Annotated in this window: 15 protein-coding genes; 8 read left to right on the top strand and 7 right to left on the bottom strand. The window is 65.5% G+C overall.

Features of this window, described 5'->3' with window-relative positions:
- Positions 1-25: 25 nt before the first annotated feature.
- The gene (locus GTP41_RS11355; protein WP_161025699.1) at positions 26-418 is read right to left on the bottom strand and encodes a hypothetical protein; all 393 of its coding nucleotides are present in this window, start codon (positions 416-418) and stop codon (positions 26-28) included.
- Between the two features lie 208 nt (positions 419-626).
- Here GTP41_RS11355 and GTP41_RS11350 point away from each other — a divergent pair, with 208 nt between their 5' ends.
- Positions 627-842, top strand: a complete 216-nt coding sequence (locus GTP41_RS11350) for a hypothetical protein (protein ID WP_161025698.1) — start codon at positions 627-629, stop codon at positions 840-842.
- Positions 843-942: 100 nt separating this feature from the next.
- On the top strand, positions 943-2,898 hold the full coding sequence (locus GTP41_RS11345; RefSeq protein ID WP_161025697.1) for a GAF domain-containing sensor histidine kinase: 1,956 nt from the start codon (positions 943-945) through the stop codon (positions 2,896-2,898).
- A gap of 178 nt (positions 2,899-3,076) precedes the next feature.
- Here GTP41_RS11345 and GTP41_RS11340 read toward each other — a convergent pair whose 3' ends face one another.
- Both GTP41_RS11340 and GTP41_RS11335 read right to left on the bottom strand, forming a co-directional pair.
- The gene (locus tag GTP41_RS11340; RefSeq protein ID WP_161025696.1) at positions 3,077-4,582 is read right to left on the bottom strand and encodes a DUF3369 domain-containing protein; all 1,506 of its coding nucleotides are present in this window, start codon (positions 4,580-4,582) and stop codon (positions 3,077-3,079) included.
- A 120-nt stretch (positions 4,583-4,702) separates the two neighbouring features.
- On the bottom strand, positions 4,703-5,458 hold the full coding sequence (locus GTP41_RS11335) for a DNA-formamidopyrimidine glycosylase family protein (protein WP_161025695.1): 756 nt from the start codon (positions 5,456-5,458) through the stop codon (positions 4,703-4,705).
- Positions 5,459-5,609: 151 nt separating this feature from the next.
- Here GTP41_RS11335 and GTP41_RS11330 point away from each other — a divergent pair, with 151 nt between their 5' ends.
- The 4 genes from GTP41_RS11330 to GTP41_RS11315 all read left to right on the top strand — a co-directional run bounded on the left by GTP41_RS11330 (position 5,610) and on the right by GTP41_RS11315 (position 9,684).
- On the top strand, positions 5,610-6,092 hold the full coding sequence (locus GTP41_RS11330; protein WP_161025694.1) for a GNAT family N-acetyltransferase: 483 nt from the start codon (positions 5,610-5,612) through the stop codon (positions 6,090-6,092).
- Positions 6,080-6,778: an alpha/beta fold hydrolase gene (locus GTP41_RS11325; protein WP_161025693.1), complete on the top strand. Its 699-nt coding sequence runs from the start codon at positions 6,080-6,082 to the stop codon at positions 6,776-6,778. The genes GTP41_RS11330 and GTP41_RS11325 overlap by 13 nt, the downstream gene beginning before the upstream one ends.
- A gap of 92 nt (positions 6,779-6,870) precedes the next feature.
- Positions 6,871-9,054 (top strand): PhoX family protein, encoded by a 2,184-nt coding sequence (locus tag GTP41_RS11320; protein WP_161025692.1) that lies wholly within the window; start codon positions 6,871-6,873, stop codon positions 9,052-9,054.
- Positions 9,055-9,180: 126 nt separating this feature from the next.
- Positions 9,181-9,684, top strand: a complete 504-nt coding sequence (locus tag GTP41_RS11315) for a DUF3016 domain-containing protein (protein ID WP_161025691.1) — start codon at positions 9,181-9,183, stop codon at positions 9,682-9,684.
- Position 9,685: 1 nt separating this feature from the next.
- Here the strand turns inward: GTP41_RS11315 and GTP41_RS11310 are convergent, their stop codons facing one another.
- The 3 genes from GTP41_RS11310 to GTP41_RS11300 are packed head-to-tail and all read right to left on the bottom strand — an operon-like array spanning position 9,686 to position 11,918.
- Entirely contained in the window at positions 9,686-10,129 is a 444-nt protein-coding gene (locus GTP41_RS11310; RefSeq protein WP_161025690.1) for a thioesterase family protein, read from the bottom strand.
- Positions 10,130-10,170: 41 nt separating this feature from the next.
- Entirely contained in the window at positions 10,171-11,427 is a 1,257-nt protein-coding gene (locus tag GTP41_RS11305; RefSeq protein ID WP_202419701.1) for a PQQ-dependent sugar dehydrogenase, read from the bottom strand.
- Positions 11,428-11,477: 50 nt separating this feature from the next.
- On the bottom strand, positions 11,478-11,918 hold the full coding sequence (locus tag GTP41_RS11300) for a host attachment protein (protein ID WP_161025689.1): 441 nt from the start codon (positions 11,916-11,918) through the stop codon (positions 11,478-11,480).
- Positions 11,919-12,048: 130 nt separating this feature from the next.
- Here GTP41_RS11300 and GTP41_RS11295 point away from each other — a divergent pair, with 130 nt between their 5' ends.
- Entirely contained in the window at positions 12,049-14,838 is a 2,790-nt protein-coding gene (locus GTP41_RS11295; protein ID WP_161025688.1) for a bifunctional diguanylate cyclase/phosphodiesterase, read from the top strand.
- Here GTP41_RS11295 and GTP41_RS11290 read toward each other — a convergent pair.
- The gene (locus GTP41_RS11290; RefSeq protein ID WP_161025687.1) at positions 14,828-16,447 is read right to left on the bottom strand and encodes a M28 family peptidase; all 1,620 of its coding nucleotides are present in this window, start codon (positions 16,445-16,447) and stop codon (positions 14,828-14,830) included. The genes GTP41_RS11295 and GTP41_RS11290 overlap by 11 nt on opposite strands.
- An 89-nt stretch (positions 16,448-16,536) precedes the next feature.
- Between GTP41_RS11290 and GTP41_RS11285 the strand changes: the two genes are divergently transcribed.
- The gene (locus GTP41_RS11285) at positions 16,537-17,343 is read left to right on the top strand and encodes an SDR family oxidoreductase (protein ID WP_161025686.1); all 807 of its coding nucleotides are present in this window, start codon (positions 16,537-16,539) and stop codon (positions 17,341-17,343) included.
- The last annotated feature ends 49 nt before the right edge of the window (positions 17,344-17,392 follow it).

The raw sequence follows: 17,392 nt of genomic DNA, 5'->3' as shown, positions 1-17,392 counted from the left end.
CATTTTAGCACCCGAGCAGGGCCGCTCAAGCAGGCGCATGTTCCAGGGCAGGCGCGGCGCTGGCCTTGCGCTGATCGCGGCGCTTGATCCACCAGTAGATGGCGAAAGGGATCAAGACCGGCAGGAACAGCGGCGACACGGCGGCGACGGTCACCACCGCCGCGAAGGCCAGGCACAGTACTACCAGTACCCCGACGCCGGCCATGACAAAGCCCATGATGACGGCCACCAAGGTCATCACCACAGCCACCAGGGCGAACACGCCGCCGGCAATCACGGTGCCCAGCACGGTGCCCAGCGGCCCGTCGAAATCCTCGTCGCCGACGGTGATGAGCACGTCGTTGGCATCGATGACGAACCAGGCGGCAACCATACCGCAGAAGAACAGGAGCAGGGTGAGGGCAAGTACCTTTTTCATGATGGGCCTCTTGGCGTTGAACATGGTGTCACTGTAGGCCTGGCACCCCGGCCGGGCCATCGGATTGCGACGAACGGCGGTTTTGGCGTGATGAATGGAAAGGCCGGGAGGATTGCCTTGAATTCGTTGCCCCTTTGTCTATACTGAATATCCGATCTCTGTTTAGGAGGGGAATATGGCTTGGCTAGTAAGAGACGGGAGCCAATCGTTGCTCCTGGAAATCGATCGCGAACTGCGCCAACGTAGCGCAAGGGAATGCTCCGGCGGCGGCCCCAAAGGCCCGCCCTCCGCGCCCCCGACAATTCCACCGATTATCATCACACCCTTCAAATATCAGACGCCGGAACCGGCCATCGACCCGCGCATCACGCCGCTTGGCCCGCCGATCCTGCCGCCCGGGCAGCCGGCCATGTCCCTGCACTGACACGTCGAGCCCGCGCCGCGCGCGGGCTTTGCTTTTTCCGCTGGCTTGCCCGCGCCCCAACTGATATATTGCCCAGACGCATGTAAACCTTGGGAACAAGATGGAAAGCCGTCTGCGCCGCCTGGAGGCCGTCCAGGAAATCCTGCTGGAAATTGGGCAGCTGTCGAACAGCTGCACCGATATCACTGTCTTCCTGCAATCCGTGCACGCGGCCCTGGGCCGCATCATGTATGCCGCCAATTTTTACGTCGCCCTGAGCGAGCGCGACGCCCCGGGCAACGCGGTGCGCTTCGTCTACTTTGTGGATGAAGTGGACGACCACCCCTACAAGGACGAGCTGCTGCAGCTGGCCAGCCCCGACCAGTCGCCCACCGCCTGGGTCATGCTCAACAAGCAACGCCTGGTGATGACCGGCGACGAACAGCGCGCGCGCGACGAGAACGACGTGTTTGGCATCGGCACTGTCGCCGAGCACTGGATCGGCTGCCCCCTGATGGACCAGAACCACGAAGCACTGGGCGCCATGGTGATCCAGAGCTACGACAAGGAACACACCTACAGCGAAGAAGACCAGGCCCTGTTCGCCCAGATCGCCAACCACGTTTCCAGCGCCCTGCAAGGGTTGCAAAGCATGGACCGCCTGGAGCGCGCCGTGCGCGAGCGCACGCTCGAACTGGAGCGCGAAGTGGCCGAGCGCAGCAAGGCCGAGCGCCTGCAGCGCGCCCTGTACGAAATCGCCAGCCTGTCCGCCTCCGCCTCGGCCGAATCGGATGCCAAGGTGCTGTACGCCCGCCTGCACGACATCGTCGGCAGCCTGATCACCGCGCGCAATTTCCTGGTCGGCCTGTACCACCCCAAGAGCGACGAAATCTCGATCCCGTACTTTGTCGATGAAAAAGACATGGAAGCGCCGGTCAAACGCTTCGAATACGGCCTGGGCATGAGCTCCTTCGTGCTCAAGAAACGCACCCCCATGCTGCTCGACGGCGCCACCTTCGCCGGCCTGATGGCCAGCGGCGAGATCAACGAACCGCTCGGCAACCAGGGCATCGCCAGCTGGATCGGCGTCCCCATGCTGGTGGGCGAGCAAGCGCTGGGCGTGATCATCGTGCAAAGCTACGACGCCTCGGTGCTGTATACCCAGGCCGAGCTCGACATCCTGGCCTTTGTTGCCAACCACACCGCCGCCGCGATTGCCCGCACCCGCGCCGACCTGGCCATCCGCCGCGCCAAAGCCGAACTGGAAGAGCAGAACCGCGCCCTGGCCACCGCCCTGACGCAGTTGCAGACCGCGCAGGGCGAGCTGGTGCGGCAAGAAAAGCTGGCCTCGCTCGGCCGCCTGGTGGCCGGCGTCGCGCATGAAATCAACACCCCGCTCGGCATCTGCGTCACCGCCACCAGCCACCTGGTGGAAGAACTGCGCCTGTGCAAGCTCGACATGGCCGAAGGCGTGCTGGACGAAGACGGCCTGCACCAGTTCTTCGACACGGTCGACCAATCGCTCAAGATCATGACCACCAACACCCAGCGCGCCGCCGCGCTGGTGCGCAGCTTCAAGCAAGTGGCGGTCGACCAGAGCTCCGACAACATCCGCCACTTCAACCTGCGCAAATACCTGGACGAAGTGCTGCTGTCGCTGCAGCCCAAGCTGAAAGGCAAGCCGATCGCGGTGAAGGTCGACTGCCCGAACGACATCCACCTGGAGAGTTTCCCCGGCGCCGTATCGCAGATCGTGACGAATATGGTGGTGAACTCCCTGGTGCACGGTTTTGAAGAAGGGCAGCAGGGGCAGATCCGCATCACCGGCAAGCTCGATGGCGACCATATCCTGTTCGACTACAGCGACGACGGCATCGGCATGGACGCCACCACGCTGCAGCAGTTATTCGACCCCTTCTTCACCACCAAGCGCGGCAGCGGCGGCAGCGGCCTGGGCGCGCACATCCTGTACAACCTGGTGACGGGCCCCCTGGGCGGCACGGTCAAGGTGGTCAGTTCGCCCGGCATGGGCCTGCACTACCACCTGCGCTTCCCGCGCGACCAGCGCAAAATCTGAAGCTCGGCGAAAACCGGTGCCAGGTCTGTCATTCGGACACCAAGCGTGTCCGTTTGATCTAGCTCAATACACGTGAGTTCGCGCAAAAAGAAAACGCGCCGATGTTGCACAATCGGCGCGTTTTGATTTTTCTCAAAGGTGTGCGGTGGCTGTCCAAATGACAGACCTGGCACCGGTTTTAGTCGGGGAAGCGTTCGTTGATGGCGAGGGCCTGGTCCATGTTGGCGATCAGCAGTTCGACGAACTTGGGGTCGAGGTGCTTGCCGGCGACTTCGCGCATGTGCTCGACCACCTGGGCTACGGGCCAGGCGTCTTTGTAGCAGCGCTTGTGCATCAGGGCGTCGAATACGTCGGCCACGGCGACAATGCGGGCGTATTCGTGGATGGCGTGGCCGACCAGACCTTGCGGGTAGCCGCTGCCGTCAAACTTTTCATGGTGCTGGTGGGCGATCACGGCGGCCGCCTTCAGGATCGGGCGCTGCGAGCCGTCCAGGATCGACAGGCCGACCGTCGGGTGCTGTTTCATGATTTCCCATTCGGCCGGGTCGAGCTTGCCGGGTTTTAGCAGCACCGAGTCGGGCGTGGCGATCTTGCCGATGTCGTGCATCGGGGCGGCGTGCTTGAGCACGGCGGTTTCCTCCTCCGGCATGCCGGCGGCGGTGGCCAGCAGGTGGCAGAATTCGGCCATGCGGCGCACGTGGTTGCCCGCTTCGTTGGAGCGCGATTCCACCACGTCGCCCAGGCGCATGATCAGCTCGGCCTGGGTGTCGGTGATTTCCTGCGTCAGCAGGATATTGTCGAAGGCGATCGCGACCCCGCTGCAGAAGATCTGCAGCAGCTTTTGGTCGATATCGGAAATGTCGTCCACGCCTTTCAGGATCAGCAGCGAGGCTTTGCCGCTGCTGTTGGGGAAGTAGCCGACAAAGGTGTCGCCGGCCATGCGCGAGATGCGGTTGCTTTCGGCGTCCTTGAGCTGGTCCAGCAGTTCCGGCGTCAGCAGGCTGTCTTCCTCCTGGCCGATCTGGGCCAGCACTTCGTACCTGCTCTCACCGCTCACGGCGGTGGCGCCGCGCAGGCGCACCAGCATGCTTTGCTCCAGGCGCAGCAGGGCTACCACTTGCTGCAGCAGGCCGTTGGCGAAGTCCTTTAGGTTGCGCGCCTGGAAAATGTGGGCGGAGGCGGCAATCACGCGCTCCAGCCCTTCGCGGTAGTGCAGCTGCTGCTGGCGCGCTTCCTCCACCTTCATGATGTCGCGGTAGGCGCGCAGGGCGGCGAAGGTGGTGGTGAACAGCTTGGTGCGGTCGAGCTCGGTCTTTTCTTTGTAGTCGTTGATGTCGTAATTGACGATCACGCGTTCTTCCGGCGCCTGGCCGGGCTGGCCGGTGCGCAGCACGATGCGGGTGAACTGGTTGTCCAGGTCCTGGCGCATCCAGCGCGCCACTTCCAGGCCCGAGTCTTCCTTTTCCATCACCACGTCGAGGAAGACCAGGGCGATGTCTTTTTCGCGCGCCAGCACTTCCTTGGCTTCGGCGCCGCTGTAGGCGTGCAGGAAGGTCAGGCCGCGGCCTTCAAGACGGAAGCGGCTCAGGGTGAGTTTGGTGATGTCGTGAATATCAGGTTCGTCATCAACCAGCAGGATTCTCCACGGCGCGAGCTTGGGCGTAGCAGAAGACAAGAAAGACATATTGGTAAATTCCAAATGTGACACAAAGTCCTGGGCGATGCGCAATTTTTAGGCGCATCTGACCGATTGTAGTCCGACCTATTCCTATTAACAACAGGCAATACTAATTTGGCTAGATCTTTACAACACCAATGAACTATCGTAACGCGTCTGGCAACGTTCGCACCAAAAGGTGCGCCGCTGCGTAAGGCCGAGGTGGGCCCGCTGCAGCGTGATGTGGCAACGCGGGCATTCACTGCGGTTATGCACTTGCCAATGCTGTTTCAGGACCAAAGCCTGTTTCCAGATTTTAAATTCAAAACTGTATTGGCGCGCTTGCTTCACCAAGTCCCGTAATTTGCTTTGCGGCAAATTAATTACCGTGGAGAGAGGATGAATGTGCAAACGAAACAATACTTCGTTTTTGATAATATTACCAACTCCGGCAAAAATATTTTGGTCGAGTAATACGTCGCAGGCAAAACGCTCCGGGTTTTCTCGCAATTTCTTTAATGCCAGGCGTGGGCTCCAGGCATCCGCCATGACGTCGCCGCGCCAGTCGTAGGCCTGCTCCAGTTCGCCTTCCACCAGCTTGATCGAGCAGCTATAAAAGTTCAGTTCCCCGCCTTCTGCGAATTGCAGCGACAGGCGCGGGCGCGCGCCTTCCTTGCGTTCGTCGATGCGGTAGCTGCCGAACATGAGGAAGTGGATGCGCAGCGTGTATAGCGGCAATTCGAGCAGGAAGTGTTTGCCCCAGCTGCGCAGCGAGAGGATGGGCTGGCCGGGCAGTTCGTCGTATGGCAAGGCTTTGCTGTTGCCGCTGGCGGCGGCGATGGTGCGGCCGGCGAAGCCTTGCACGGATTCGGCGAGGATGGCGATGGATGGACCTTCGGGCATGGGGAGCCTCCTTTCTGCCCAGTCTCCGGCCGGCGCCGCGCCTGCGCCGTGCGCGCACACACAAACTATGGAGGAACGCCGCACGGACGGGGAAGATGAGTGGCGCTGGCATGATTGATATACTGGCCGTCCGCCGACGCTCCGGAACCCCATGCTGATCCGCCACACCACCGAACAAGACTGGCCCCTCCTCAAAGAACTGCGCCTGGCCGCGCTGCTGGATGCGCCGACTGCTTTCGGCGTCACCCATGCCAGCGCCGCCGCCAATACCGATGACCAATGGCGCGACCGCGCCGCCGGACGCGGCCCGGCAAGCTACTTGCTGGCCTTCGATGCGGAAGGTGCGCCGTCCGGCATGGTCGGTGGCGTGCTCAGCGCCGCGCAGGAATACAACCTGATCGCGATGTGGGTCAGGCCTGGACAGCGCGGCAGCGGCGCGGCGGCCGCCCTGGTCGACGCCATGCTGGCACATGCGGTGGCCCAGGGCCATCGCCGTGTGGTGCTGGATGTCGCGCCGGAGAATGCGCGCGCCAGCGCCTTTTACCGCAAACGCGGCTTCACCTTCCTGCCGCACTGGGAGGCGCTGGAAAGCCATCCTCACATCCAGGTTCAGCAAATGGAATGGCTGGCGTGAAGCCGGCGCTGGTGCTGCTGCCGGGCATGGATGGTACGGGCACGCTGTTCGACCCGCTGGCGGCGGCCTTGGGCGATGCGGTGGAGGTGACGCGCGTCCGCTATCCGCATGACCAGCCGCTGGCATACGCTGAACTGGAACAGCTTGCGTGGCAGGCCTTGCCGACCGGCCGGCCCTATGTCTTGCTGGGCGAGTCCTTCTCCGGTCCTATTGCCATTGCCCTCGCGGCGCAGCGCCCGCCGGGCCTGGTCGGCCTGGTCTTGTGCTGCACCTTCGCCAGCAACCCGCGCCCGGCCTTGCGCCGTTTGGGATGGCTGGCACGGGGCCCCTGGCTGAAGCCGGCCGCGCGCCTGCTGGCGGCGCCATTGCTGCTGGGACGCAGCGGCATCGCAGCCTTGCGCAGCTTGCTGGCACAGGCCTTGGCAACGGTGGCGCCGGCCGTCCTGGCGCAGCGGGCGAGGGCGCTGCTGGCGGTGGATGTGGCCGCGCAATTACCGTCGCTAGCGCTGCCGATCCATTATCTGCAGGCGACGTGCGACCAGCTGGTGCCGCCTGCCTGCGCCGACGCGATCGCGCGCCGCAACGCGCGCGTAACCATCCACCGCATCGAGGGGCCGCACTGCCTGCTGCAGGCGGCACCGGTGGCGTGCGCCGGCGTGCTGCGGCGCATCCTGTCCGGCGCTTGAGGCGAAAAGCTGTCGCCGCGTCACATTGTTGTCATCTTCGCTTCCTAGAATGGCGGGCAGTTTTAACTCCCCCTCCACCCTTGGAAAGCGTCATGGAACACAAAATCGATCACGACGACATCGGCTACAACGATACCCCGAACGAACACTTCAGCGAAATCCTCGACAAGCGCATCAGCCGCCGCAACCTGTTGCGCGGTTCGGTGGCGTCGGCCATCTCGGTGATGATGGGTTCGGCCACGCTGACCGCCTGCGGCGGCGGCAACGATGATGCGCCGGTCGTCACCAAACCGGACGTGCCGACCCCGTCCGAGAAGCTGCTGGGCTTCGCGGCCGTCGGCAAGAGCCTGGCGGACAAGGTGATCGTGCCGGCCGGCTACACCGCGAGCGTGATCTACGCGATGGGCGACCCGCTGACGGCGTCCACCGCCGCCTTCAAGAACGACGGCACCGACGGCGACTTTGAGAGCCGCGCCGGCGACCAGCACGACGGCATGGAATTCTTCGGCCTGGACAGCGCAGGCAAGCCGTCGGCCAATGGCAGCGAGCGCGGCCTGCTGGCGGTCAACCACGAAGCGACCATCAACGAAAAATACTCGGCCTTCTTCATCCACGCCAACGGCGGCACCAACACCCTGCCGCGCCCGGCGGCCGAGGTGGACCGCGAAACCGCGCTGCACGGCATCTCCGTGGTGGAAGTGCGCAAGGTCGGCGGCAAGTGGGAGTACGTCAAGGATTCGGCGTACAACCGCCGCGTGACCTGCCTGACCGAGTGCGACATCCACGGCCCGGCCAAGGGCAACGCCCTGCTGAAAACCAAGTACTCGCCGGACGGCAGCAAGACGCGCGGCACCCTGAACAACTGCGGCACCGGCAAGACCCCATGGGGCTCCTTCGTCACCGGCGAAGAGAACTGGAGCGGCTACTTCACCCGCGGCGCGGCCGACGACGCGGCGCGCGGCGACAAGAGCGTGGCTTCGCTCAAGCGCTATGGCCGCAGCCAGGGCGCCGCGTCGCGCCACGCCTGGGAAACCGGCGGCGCCGACGACAAGTACGCGCGCTGGAACATCTCCAAGCTGGGCGCCTCGACCGACGGCAGCGATGACTACCGCAACGAGATGAACGGCCAGGGCTACATCACCGAAGCCGACCCGTACAACAAGACCCGCGCCCTGCGCAAGCGTACCGCCCTGGGCCGCTACGCCCACGAAAGCGCGGCCTTCGGCAAGACCGTGGCCGGCCAGCCGCTGGCGGTGTACATGGGCGACGATTCGCGCAACGAGTACATCTATAAATTCGTCTCGACCGCGACCTGGAGCGAGGCCGACGCCACCCCGGCCGACGTGCTGGCCACCGGCGACAAATACCTGGACGCGGGCAAGCTGTTCGTGGCCAAGTTCAATGCCGACGGCACCGGTTCCTGGATCGAGCTGAGCATCAACAACGCCGCCATCGCCGCCTACACCACCTACAAGTTTGCCGACCAGGCCGACGTGCTGGTGAACGCCCGCCTGGCGGCCGACGCGGTGGGCGCGACCAAGATGGACCGCCCGGAGTGGTGCTCGGTCAACCCGGCCAACGGCGAGGTCTACTTCACCCTGACCAACAATAGCGCGCGCACCGCGCCGGACGGCCCGAACCCGCGTACTTACGAGGACATGAAGGGCAGCAGCAAGCAGACCGGCAACGTCAACGGCCATATCCTGCGCGTGAAAGAGAAGGACGGCAACGCTTCCGCCACCTTCAGCTGGGACGTCTACCTGTTCGGCGCCCAGTCCGACGCCAACCCGGGCATGGTCAACCTGTCCAGTCTGACCGCTGACCAGGACTTCTCCAGCCCGGACGGCCTGGCCTTCGCCAAGTCCACCGGCATCTGCTGGATCCAGACCGACGACGGCGCCTACACCGATGCTACCAACTGCATGATGCTGGCCGGCGTGCCGGGCAGCGTGGGCGACGGCAAGAAGGTCACCCTGGCTTACCCGGCCGGCAATGTCGACACCTTCGTCGGCAAGACCCCAACTGCCGACACCCTGAAGCGCTTCCTGGTGGGGCCGGTCGACTGCGAGCTGACCGGCATCGCCGAGTCGCCGGATGGCAAGACCCTGTTCGTCAACATCCAGCACCCGGGCGAGGGCACGGCCATGGCCAATGTCGCCGATCCGACCAAGTACAGCAGCCAGTGGCCGGCCAACGCCGGTTACGGCGCCGGCAAGCGTCCGCGCTCGGCCACCATCGCCATCACCAAGGATGACGGCGGCCGCATCGGTACCTAAGCCGCGTTAGGCGGGCACAGCGGGCCGGACGTTTCCGGCCCGTTTTTTTTGTTAGAAACTGTTTCATCGGTACCGCCGGCGTGGTGGAGGAGTATATTGAAGGCTGTCTATGAAAGGATCGCTATCATGAAACGCCAAACCCGCCTCTGGATTGCCGCAGCGCTGATGCTGGCTGCGGCCGGTGCCGCGTCGGCCGGCACGGTGCAGGTCAGCTACCAGGAACCGGACAAGTTCATCGACGTGCCGTTCTGGGAGCAGGACCGTGCGCAACTGCTGAAAGAGCTGACCGCGCATTTCGAGCACCTGGGCAAGCAGCTGCCGGCCAACCAGCAGCTGAAAATTACGGTGACCGAGATCGACCTGGCTGGCCGCGTCGAGCCGCGCCGCAATACCCTGCGCGATATCCGCATCCTGCGCGGCGGGGCCGACTGGCCGACCATGCAGCTGAAATATGCGCTGGAAGAGGAGGGCAAGGTGCTGGCCAGCGGGGAGTCCAACCTGAACAATATGGATTACCTGCACGGCATCAACCATTACCGCAGCGGCGACCTGCTGCGCTATGAGAAGCCGATGCTGGACAACTGGTTCAAGGCGACCTTCAAGGTACCCACCCAGTTGAGCAAGAAGTAGCCTAGTCGATCCAGTTGACGCGGCTGAATTTGGCGCGGAAGTCGTCTGGCATCGGCACCACCTGGCTGCTCTTGTAGTTGTAGAAAACGAAGCCCTGCTTGGCCATGGCCACCTGCTTGCCGTCTTCCGGGCGGGTGACGCGGAAGATCACATCGCCGCCGTATTTGTTGAAGTCCATCACCCCCACTTCGAACAGCAGCTGGTCGCGCGCATGGGCTTCGGCGCGGTAGGTGGTGGCCAGGTCGGTGACGATGATGCCGGTGCCGTCGGCCTCGGTTTCCTGCACGCCGTACTCGAACAGGAAGCGCGCCCGCGCTTCGGAAATCATGGAAATCATCGAATCGTTGCCGAGGTGGTTGGCGGCGTTGATGTCGGTCACGCGCACCGTCAGCTGGGTCGAAAAACAGAATTGGTCTTCCGGGAACTCAAGCTTCAGTCGGGCCATCGCTGTGCGGTCGGGGGCTGTGGAAAGCCCCCATTGTAAGCCTACTTGCGCACAATCTGGTAAACCTTGCCGGCCGCGCTCAGCACGTACAGTTCCCCCGCCGCATCCTGGCCGAAGGCCGGCACATTGCCCACGCTGGCGACGGCCCAGTCCTTGGCGTCGCTGACGGCGCCGTTGGCATAGCGGAAACTCTTCAGGAAGCCCTTGCAGTAGTCCGAGTACAGGTAGTGCCCGGCCAGTTCCGGCAGGGCCGTGCCGCGATAGACGTAGCCGCCCGTGATCGAGCAGCCATTGGCATTGGCGGCGCCGTGCTCGTACTCGAAGGCGGGCAGGGTCAGGCCTTGCTGGTTGCAGGTGGCGCTGTTGTAGCAGCGCGTGCCCTCCATGACGTCCCAGCCATAGTTGGCCGCTTTCTGGGTGGTCGACACCACATTGACTTCCTCGCGCTGGTCCTGGCCGACGTCGGCGATATAGAGCGCGCCGCCCGCCACGTCGAAGGCGAAACGCCAGGGGTTGCGCAAGCCGTAGCCCCAGATCTCGCCGCGCTTGCCGTCCTGGCCGGCGAAGGGGTTGTCGGCCGGTACCGTGTAGAGCGGCGGCAGCGGGTTGTCCACGTTCAGGCGCAGCAGCTTGCCCAGCAGGGAGTCGAGGTTTTGCGCATTGTTGTCCGGGTCGCCAGCGCCGCCGCCGTCGCCGGTGCCGGCATACAGGTAGCCGTCCGGGCCGAAGGCCAGCGAGCCGCCATAGTGGTTAGTGTAGGTCGGGTGCTGAATGGTGACGATGCGCTTGAGCGAATTGGCATCCGCCACATTGGCGTCGGCCGACACGCGCACCTCGTCGATCGCGATATTGCTGAACTTGTCGGTGTAATAAATGTAGAAGCGCCCGTTGGTGGCGTAGCCGGGATGGAAGGCCAGCGACAGCAGGCCGCCTTCGCCGGTTGTGCTGATCAGGCCGCTCAAATCGAGGAAGGGTGTGGCGCGCACGCTGCCGTCCGGCGACAGGATGCGCACGCGGCCGGCGCGCTCGACAATAAAGCGGCGCGTGTCGCTGGCCGGCGCCGTCAGCAGCAGCGGCGCTTCCAGGCCGCTGGCCACTTCGCGCAAGGCTAGGCCGAAGGTGGTGGTGGGCGGTGTCGTGGGCGGCGTGGTCGGCGGTGTGACCGGCGGGCTGTCGCCACCGCCGCCGCCGCAGCCGGCCAGCAAGGCCGCCCCCAGGGCTGCGGCAAGAAGGGCCGACTGCGCGGCAGGCGCTGGCGGGATGACGGGTGTGGAACGGGAATCGGTGTGCTTAGGCATGGCTTCCTCCAGAACGGTCCAGCTAGCGAGTGTGGGCCTGGACAGTAGGCTTATCTGTGCGCTATTTCACGCAGGCAGGCGTCCAGCTCCGGCGCGGGCGCGGTGGCCATGTTCTTCGCCAGCTCGGCCGTGATGAGCTGGCGCGTCGGCTTCGCCAGGCTGTCGCGCAGCAAGCCCAGGAAACGCGGCGCGGCCACCAGGGCCAGGCGCTGGAAGCGTTGCTGCGCCGCCGCCGTGTCGAGCCGGCGCCCGAGGGCGCGCGCGAACTGGTGCACCGCGTGCTGCACCGGCTCCTCCGTGCGCGGCGCCGTGTGGCCGCGCCCTTCCGGGCCGAAATTCTGGCCGTGCGCGTCGGACGCCAGCTGGCGGTTGTCGGCCCGTCCCAGCGGGTTGGCCAGGTCGAACAGTTCTTCGGGCGCCTGCTGGGCGCCGCCCAGCTGGAAAATGCGCGCGTGGCTGCTGTCGGCCACGACGACCCAGGTCTTGTCCATGATTGCCTCTTTGAATCTTGGCAGGCCAGTATAGAACGGCCCGCCAGGCGCCCGGCGCGATGTTGCCCTATGGCATTAACGGTCGAGCCGTGCGAGAATGGTAAGCTGGCAAGGCGAAGGCAGGGGCACGATGGACGACTCGAACAGCGCAGCACCGCAGCAATTATTCCGCACCCGCACGGCAGCGCTGGCGCTGCTGTGCGGCTTTGCCATGACCGGCGCCCTGTTTGCCGGGGTCAGCCGGCTGGAGGCGCAGCGCGCCCAGCTCGCCTTTGAGCAGCGGGTGCAGGCGCGCGCCTTCGTCCTGCGCGAGGGCGTGGGCGGCGCGCTGGCCAGCCTGCACGCGGTGAACCAGCTCTTTGTCAGCCACCCGGCCACCAGCCGCGAGGAATTCCGCCGTTTCGTGGCGCCCCTGCTGGCGCGCTATCCCTATGTGCTGGGCACCAGCTACCTGCGCTTCATCGAGCACGCCGAGCGGCCCGCCTTCGAGGCTTCGCTGCAGGCCTTGCGCCCGGGCGCCGGCATCACCGACCTGCGCGACGGCTTGCCGCAGCCGGCCCCAGCCCGCCCGCGCTACCGGGTGATCGACTATATCGAACCGCTGTCGGGCAACGAGGCGGCGCTCGGCTTCGACACCCTGCATGCCGGCCAGGATGAATCCGGGCGGCGCCGCGCCTACGCCAGCGGCGCCCCGGGCGCCGGCCGCCTGGTGCCGCTGGTGCAGCGCGACGGCGCCGGCCCGCGCCAGGGCGTGGTGGTGTCGATGCCGCTGTACGCCGGCGGCGTGCCGGGCGGCCCGGTGGTGGGCGAAACCGCGCTCACCCTGCTGCCGGGCGAAATGATTGAGAAGATTTTCAGCAACGCGACGGCGCCCGGCGCCTTCGCCCTGCAGGTGTATGCTGCGCCCGATGCCGACCCGGCCGCCCTGGTGTACCAGGTGCCGGCGGCCACCGGCAATGGCGGCCTGGCCCTGCCGGCCTGGCTCTACCCGGCGCGCCCGGCGCCGGTCAGCCTGCCGCTCGACGTGGCGGGGGCGCGCTGGCTGCTGGTGGCCACGCCGCCGCCGCGCGTGCTGGCCAGCGAACACCTGGCCTCGCTGTTTACGCTGGCGCTGGGCGTGCTGACCACCCTGATCGGCTCGGCGTTCGTCGATTCCCTCAAGCGCCGCAAGCTGCTGATCCAGCAGCGCGTGGACACCCGCACGGCGGAGCTGAAAGCGGCCAACCAGGCCTTGCTGCTGCGCCAGCGCGCCATTGAGTCCAGCACCAATGCGGTGGTGATCACCTCCTGCGACCTGCACAACCCCATCGTCTACGTCAACCCGGCCTACGAGCGCATCACCGGCTACAGCAGCGCCGAAGTGTTGGGCACCAGCCCGCGCCTCTTGTTTGGCCAGGACCTGGACCAGCCCGGCATCGACGAGCTGCGCAGCGCCATCCGCGAGCAGCGCGACGGCCACGCCGTGCTGCGCTGCTACCGCAAGGACGGCAGCCAGTTCTGGAACGACATCTACATGTCGCCGGTGCGCGACGAGCAGGGCGCGGTCACCAACTTCATCTCGATCCAGCACGACATCACCGCCATCAAGGCCTATGAATCGGAACTGCACCACCAGTCCACGCACGACAGCCTGACCGGCCTGCCCAACCGCGTGCTGCTGCAGGACCGCCTGGCGCAAACCATCCAGCACTCGGGCCGCAAGGGGCACGAGCTGTGGCTGGTGTCGATCGACCTGGACCGCTTTAAATTCACCAACAGCCGCCTGGGCCACAAGGGCGGCGACCGCCTGCTGCAAATCGTGGCGGCGCGCCTGCAGGCGGCGGTGCGCCCGGTGGACACGGTGGCGCGCCTGGGCGGCGACGAATTCGCCCTGCTGCTGCTGCCCGAGCACGGCGGCACCGCGCCGCGCGCCGAACAGCTGCGGCGCGTGCTGGACAGCCTGGCGGCGCCCCTGGTGCTGGACAACACGGAGCTGTTCCTCACTTGCAGCGCCGGCATCGCGGTCTTCCCGAGCGACAGCAAGGAGCCCGGCGTGCTGGCCGAACGGGCCGATATCGCCATGTTCCGCGCCAAGGAAATGGGCGGCAACAACTACCGCTTCTACACCGCGTCCATGAACGAGCAGCTGGGCGAGCGCCTGCGCATCGAGAGCGCGCTGCGCACCGCGCTCGAGCGGCGCGAGTTCGAGCTGCACTACCAGCCGCAGGTCGACACCGCCAGCGGCCGCATCATGGGCATGGAGGCGCTGATCCGCTGGCGCCATCCGGAAATGGGCATGGTGGCGCCCAACCGCTTTATCCCGCTGGCGGAGGAGACCGGGCAAATCCTGGCGGTCGGCCACTGGGTGTTGCGCACCGCCTGCCGCCAGTTGCGCGACTGGCAGGGCCAGGGGCGGCGCGATTTGCGCATGGCCGTCAACGTGTCGGCGCGCCAGCTGGCCGAGCCGGACTTCGTGCAGGACGTGGCGGACGTGCTGGCCGATACCGGCCTGGCGCCGCACTGCCTGGAGCTGGAGCTGACGGAGAGCGCGGTGATGAACGATGTGGAGCACGCCACGCAAGTGATGCACGCGCTGAAAAAGCTCGGCATCAAGCTGGCGATCGACGATTTTGGCACCGGCTATTCCTCGCTGGCGCACCTGAAGCGTTTCGAGATCGATGTGCTGAAGATCGACCAGACCTTCGTGCGCGATTTAACGGTGGACCCGGACGACGCCGCCATCGTCTGCACCATCATCGCGCTGGCCGGCAACCTGGGGCTGGAAGTGATTTCGGAAGGGGTGGAAACGCAGGAGCAGATCGACTTCCTGCGCCGCCATGGCTGCTGCCATATGCAGGGCTACTTCTTCGGCCGGCCGCTGCCGGCCGAAGGATTCCTCGCCCTGCTGGAGCAGAACGAGGCGGGCGCGCTTAACGCTTGATAAAGCTGAACGGGTCGCCCTTTTTCCAGCTTGGCATGGCCTTGCCGTTGGCGACTTCGTAACCCAGGTTCAGGGTGAACTGGGCCTGCTGCACCATGCCGGACAAATCCCAGCTGGCCTGGTACTGGTCGCTCACGCGGTGGTAGTCGTCCTTGAAGGCCACGATCCTGGCGGCCGACACATCGTGCATGTGCTCGAACTCGAAGTGGCCGTCGCCCGAGAACACGGCGGAGCCGACGTTAAAGGCCGGCACGCCGGCTTTGGCGAACTGGAAGTGGTCGGCGCGGAAGTAGGCGCCCGACAGGTCCGGGATCGGCGGCGCCAGCTTCAGCCCCATTTGCTTGGCCACCTTGGCCGCGCTGTCGACCAGCGTGCTGCGCTCGGCGCCGGCGACGCCGATATCGCGCGTGCGGCCGGCAAAGTTCATCGAATCGAGGTTCAGGTCGGCCAGCGTGTCCTTGAGCGGGAAGGCCGGGTTGGCAACGTAGGCTTGCGCGCCGTGCATGCCGACTTCCTCGGCGGCCGGCCACAGGAACACTTGCGAGCGCTTGGCCGGCTTGTGCACGGCGGCGGCGGCCATCGCCAGCAGGGCGGCGGCGCCCGAGCCGTTGTCGATGGCGCCGTTGTAAATGCGGTCGGTGCCGTCGGCCGGGCCGTCCACCTTGCCCAGGTGGTCCCAGTGCGCCGAGTACACTACGGCCTGGCCGCGCAGCTTGGGATCGCTGCCCGGCACAATGCCGACCACGTTGAACTGCTCCACCTGGCGCACGCTGGAACGGATCTCCGCATGCGCGCCGATCTTCAGCTCGACCGGACGAAAGTCCTTGCGTTCGGCCGCCGCGCGCAGGGTGTCCAGGTCGAAGCCGGCCGCCTTGAACAGGGTGCGCGTGAAGTCCTCCGTCAGCCAGCCCTCCAGCAGGTTGCCGCCGCCCGGCGCGTGGAAGCGCTCCAGCGCGAAGCTGGTGGACGGCACGTTCCAGCCGTAGGCGGCGGACGGCGTGGTGTGGATCAGCAGGGCGCCAGCCGCACCGCGCCGCACCGCTTCCTCGTACTTGTACATCCAGCGCCCGTAATAGGTATAGCCCTTGCCGGCAAAGCGGTTCGGCTCCTCGGCGGTCGGTTGCGGGTCGTTGACCATCATGACCAGGATCTTGCCCTTGACGTCCACGTCTTTGTAATCGTTCCAGCCTTCCTCCGGCGCGATGGCGCCGTAGCCGACGAACACCAGCGGCGCATCGAGCAGCACTTCAGCGCGCCCGCTGCCGGTGCCGATCAGCACATCCTGCCCCACACGCGGGGTAAAGGTGCTGGCGCCGGCCGCAAAGCGGATCGCGCTGCCGTCCACCAGCTTGGTGCCCTGGAAGCGCACCGGCTGGCGGTACAGGCCATTGGCCAAAGGCTTCAGGCCGATCGCCGCCGCCTGGGTCTCCAGGTAGCGCACCGCCAGGTCGCCGCCGCGCTGGCCGGTGCCGCGCCCCTCGAGCAAATCATCAGCCAGGAAAGAAAGGTGGGCACGCAGAGGCGCCTCCTTCACCAAGGGAGCCTGCTGCGCAGAAGCAGAAGCCGCCGCCAGCGCAAGACCGGCAAAGAAAATGTACGTAGTATCCATAGCGCCGATCTTACCCCATAATGAATCGGAGGAAGGTGCCTGACCCTGCGGGTCGGGCACCGGTTTACCGGTTTTGGAAAAAGGCCCCCATGAACGTAACCATCATCACCGGCGCCTCCGACGGCATCGGCGCAGAACTCGCCCGCCAACTGGCCGCACAAGGCAGCGCCCTGGTCCTGGCAGCCCGCAATGCCGCCGCGCTGGAGCAAGTCGCCGCCGACTGCCGCGCCGCCGGCGCCGAAACCCTGGTCATCCCCACCGACGTCGCGCAGCAAGATCAATGCCGGCAGCTGATCGCCGCCACCGTCGAACGTTTTGGCCGCATCGACACTCTGGTCAACAACGCCGGCCGCTCCGCCCATGCCCTGTTCGAAGAGGTGAGCGACTTAAGCTGGTACGAAGACCTGATGCGCGTCAACCTGTGGGGCGCCATCTGGTGCACCCACGCTGCCTTGCCTTATTTGAAAGCCAGCCAGGGCCGCATCGTCGCCGTCTCCTCGCTGGCCGGCCTGGTCGGCGTACCAGGGCGCACCGCCTACGGCGCCACCAAGTTCGCCATGGCCGGCTTCTTCGAAGCGCTGCGGGCGGAGATGAAAGCGCACGGCGTCAGCGTCACCACCGCCTATCCCGGCGTGGTCGACACCCAGATCCGTTATCGCGGTTACAACGCCGCCGGCGGTGAGCTGGGCAAAAGCAGCCTGCGCGAAGAGGGCGCCATGCCGGTGGCCGAATGCGCCCGCCGCATCATCGACGGCATGCAGTCCCGCAAGCGCGAGGTGGTGATGACTGCCAAAGGCAAGCTGGGACGCTGGCTGAAACTGCTGGCACCCGGCCTGATCGAGAAGATGGCATTAAATGCATTAAAGGATGATGTCAAGCCGCAAAGGGTAAAATAGCGGTTTCCCCGCGTCACACCAGGCGTACCAACAATAACCATTTATGAGT

The sequence above is a fragment of the Pseudoduganella guangdongensis genome (genome assembly GCF_009857475.1).
Lineage (GTDB): Bacteria > Pseudomonadota > Gammaproteobacteria > Burkholderiales > Burkholderiaceae_D > Rugamonas > Rugamonas guangdongensis.
Note: the sequence above shows the minus strand (reverse complement) of the source record. Positions and strands in the feature narration are given on the sequence as shown.

Bases quoted from the DNA above. Each gene is read 5' to 3' on its own strand.
- GTP41_RS11330 (WP_161025694.1), top strand. From the start codon at position 5,610: ATGCTGATCCGCCACACCACCGAACAAGACTGGCCCCTCCTCAAAGAA.
- GTP41_RS11355 (WP_161025699.1), bottom strand. From the start codon at position 418: ATGAAAAAGGTACTTGCCCTCACCCTGCTCCTGTTCTTCTGCGGTATG.
- GTP41_RS11290 (WP_161025687.1), bottom strand. From the start codon at position 16,447: ATGGATACTACGTACATTTTCTTTGCCGGTCTTGCGCTGGCGGCGGCT.
- GTP41_RS11345 (WP_161025697.1), top strand. From the start codon at position 943: ATGGAAAGCCGTCTGCGCCGCCTGGAGGCCGTCCAGGAAATCCTGCTG.
- GTP41_RS11320 (WP_161025692.1), top strand. From the start codon at position 6,871: ATGGAACACAAAATCGATCACGACGACATCGGCTACAACGATACCCCG.
- GTP41_RS11285 (WP_161025686.1), top strand. From the start codon at position 16,537: ATGAACGTAACCATCATCACCGGCGCCTCCGACGGCATCGGCGCAGAA.
- GTP41_RS11300 (WP_161025689.1), bottom strand. From the start codon at position 11,918: ATGGACAAGACCTGGGTCGTCGTGGCCGACAGCAGCCACGCGCGCATT.
- GTP41_RS11310 (WP_161025690.1), bottom strand. From the start codon at position 10,129: ATGGCCCGACTGAAGCTTGAGTTCCCGGAAGACCAATTCTGTTTTTCG.
- GTP41_RS11315 (WP_161025691.1), top strand. From the start codon at position 9,181: ATGAAACGCCAAACCCGCCTCTGGATTGCCGCAGCGCTGATGCTGGCT.
- GTP41_RS11305 (WP_202419701.1), bottom strand. From the start codon at position 11,427: ATGCCTAAGCACACCGATTCCCGTTCCACACCCGTCATCCCGCCAGCG.
- GTP41_RS11325 (WP_161025693.1), top strand. From the start codon at position 6,080: ATGGCTGGCGTGAAGCCGGCGCTGGTGCTGCTGCCGGGCATGGATGGT.
- GTP41_RS11335 (WP_161025695.1), bottom strand. From the start codon at position 5,458: ATGCCCGAAGGTCCATCCATCGCCATCCTCGCCGAATCCGTGCAAGGC.
- GTP41_RS11340 (WP_161025696.1), bottom strand. From the start codon at position 4,582: ATGTCTTTCTTGTCTTCTGCTACGCCCAAGCTCGCGCCGTGGAGAATC.
- GTP41_RS11295 (WP_161025688.1), top strand. From the start codon at position 12,049: ATGGACGACTCGAACAGCGCAGCACCGCAGCAATTATTCCGCACCCGC.